Source organism: Grimontia marina (assembly GCF_900060185.1).
Lineage (GTDB): Bacteria > Pseudomonadota > Gammaproteobacteria > Enterobacterales > Vibrionaceae > Enterovibrio > Enterovibrio marinus.
In genome coordinates this window covers 1-1,939 of sequence record NZ_FIZY01000145.1, presented here as the reverse complement: position 1 = coordinate 1,939, position 1,939 = coordinate 1, and the positions used below count along the sequence as shown (strand labels likewise).

Here is a 1,939-nt window from a genome sequence, read left to right as displayed (position 1 = left end):
CATAAGTTACGTAACTGATTAAAGCCTAGTATTCAGCCCCGTTAACTCACTGAATACCCCTTCGAGCATGTCGCAATACACCCCAGACTGACTGCCCATTTCCGGACATTCAAACGACCGGCGGCACAGCTTAAACGCGGTGACGGTGTAAGTATCGGACGGGTCCAACACCACCCGAATGCGGTTAATGCCCCCTTTCGCAAACCGCGCCGGCAAATCAAACTGCAGCCCTGGCGCATCGAGCGCGACAAACTGCCGCGCCCCTGTCATGGTGATAAAACGATTTCCGCCCAGTTGGCCAAGAATAGTTTTCGCAATGGTGCGGTAATATTCAGAATCAGTCATTTTCTTGCCCCCAGGCTTCCGCCGCATCCATAAAACATTCCAGATCTTCGACCGTGCGGATGGCCCAGCCATGCTGATTGAGCGCCACATTCAGCGCCCACACCACTTGCTGAACATTTGGATTAATGGCCCGTAACCGTTCGTGAAGACGGTAAAGCCCTTCATCCATGATTTCTGCCTGGAACGGCAACAGCCCCCTCATCGTTGTGGAGCCTGAGTGATGCAACGGAGATACGTTGCTCGCCGGCTGCGCCTTAGTGCTGCTTGGTGGTAGGAAGGTTGAACGTGACATGGCTTTTCTCCTTGTTTAGTGGTTTCTCATCGCCGTTTTCGCCTGCCTTCCCGAAGGCACTGCACGGTTCTGGACATCAAGGGCGCGCTGTTTGCGTTTATTTACCCTTGAAGGACAGGTTCTGCGGTGCCAAGGAAAAGAAGGCGGCGGGAGCGGCGATGAAGGGAAACCACAAGGAGAAAACCACACGTGAAACCGCCCACCGCCTTAGCAGCACTTTGGCGCAGACGGTGAAAGCTTTTGATCTTGCTCTGCTTTGACTAGCCCTGATCGTGACCCGAATGGACCAAGACGTTGCGAAGCGTGGTTAGGCTTGGTTGAACCGGCGAGACAAGGGAGGAACGACCGCCGGAGAGACGTGTGAAATAGAGCATGGTTGCCCGGAGGGTGCTTTCTGATTTTATCGTACTATTAAGCTGTTTCAGCGTGCTTTTCAGAAAACCACTTAATATGCGTACGAAGCTGATCTATATGCTCAGCGAGGTCATCTCTGATTGAAGCGTTCATTGCATCTAACACAAAGTGCGCTCCTTCAGTCCTTGCAAGTTTGGCCGCAGGAACAAAATCGCTGTCGCCCGATATTAGAACAATTTTCTGAACCTGATCTTTAAGAACCAAGGTTGCTATATCAAGACCAATTTTCATATCAACGCCCTTTTGACCAGCATGGTAGGTAATTTGGTCAGGGGATATTTCAGATGCTGCAATAGACCCTTTTATAAGTTTTTTATGCAAATCATTACTTCTTACAACCCAGCGTGCATTGCCCTCATCAAGAAAGCCCATCCGACGAGCGACAAACGGAAACTTTATAAGGTTTTGATGGAGTTCGCTGCGAAACTTAGCGATAGGTGTTGAGCCTAGATCAACAAAATCGCCACTGGTTGGATGATGAATTTTTTTAGTTAAAGGGGGACAGTCATAAAAATAGATTCGATGAAGTTCCTCGTGCTGCTTTTTGTCTACATGACAAACCCAATAGCGCCACATTAACTTTGCCATTGTGCCACTATCCATAGAGCGTTCTGGATCAATTGCTCTAGTGAAAGTTCTCAAAAAGAAATCACCATCAACTAAAACTGCAACTTTTTTCACATCACCACCATAAGGCAAAAAAAAACCCCAGATTCAGCTATGCCAATATTGGGAGGCACGCATTAATCAGGGGCGTCATTGGTGTATATTATCTGTATACACTGCTTAGTTGTCAACTATACTACACCTACTTTTTAGAGCATACCCCAACGCGACCACCCTACCCTGATACAAAAACTGGCAATGTGACCACTTAAATGCGACACT

4 protein-coding genes are annotated in these 1,939 nt (G+C 48.3%); 1 reads left to right on the top strand and 3 read right to left on the bottom strand.

Annotated elements, in window-relative coordinates; translation table 11 throughout:
* Positions 1-18: 18 nt before the first annotated feature.
* The gene (locus GMA8713_RS25575; RefSeq protein ID WP_062715484.1) at positions 19-345 is read right to left on the bottom strand and encodes a hypothetical protein; all 327 of its coding nucleotides are present in this window, start codon (positions 343-345) and stop codon (positions 19-21) included.
* The gene (locus GMA8713_RS25570; protein WP_062715482.1) at positions 338-637 is read right to left on the bottom strand and encodes a hypothetical protein; all 300 of its coding nucleotides are present in this window, start codon (positions 635-637) and stop codon (positions 338-340) included. The genes GMA8713_RS25575 and GMA8713_RS25570 overlap by 8 nt, the downstream gene beginning before the upstream one ends.
* On the opposite strand from GMA8713_RS25570, the gene GMA8713_RS25565 reads away from it, so the two are divergent.
* The gene (locus GMA8713_RS25565; RefSeq protein ID WP_062715481.1) at positions 631-897 is read left to right on the top strand and encodes a hypothetical protein; all 267 of its coding nucleotides are present in this window, start codon (positions 631-633) and stop codon (positions 895-897) included. The genes GMA8713_RS25570 and GMA8713_RS25565 overlap by 7 nt on opposite strands.
* Before the next feature lie 151 nt (positions 898-1,048).
* On the opposite strand, the gene GMA8713_RS25560 is transcribed toward GMA8713_RS25565, so the two are convergent.
* Complete coding sequence (locus GMA8713_RS25560) at positions 1,049-1,732, bottom strand: NYN domain-containing protein (protein WP_062715486.1); 684 nt, start codon at positions 1,730-1,732, stop codon at positions 1,049-1,051.
* Positions 1,733-1,939: the final 207 nt, after the last annotated feature.

Bases quoted from the DNA above. Each gene is read 5' to 3' on its own strand.
- GMA8713_RS25575 (WP_062715484.1), bottom strand. From the start codon at position 345: ATGACTGATTCTGAATATTACCGCACCATTGCGAAAACTATTCTTGGC.
- GMA8713_RS25570 (WP_062715482.1), bottom strand. From the start codon at position 637: ATGTCACGTTCAACCTTCCTACCACCAAGCAGCACTAAGGCGCAGCCG.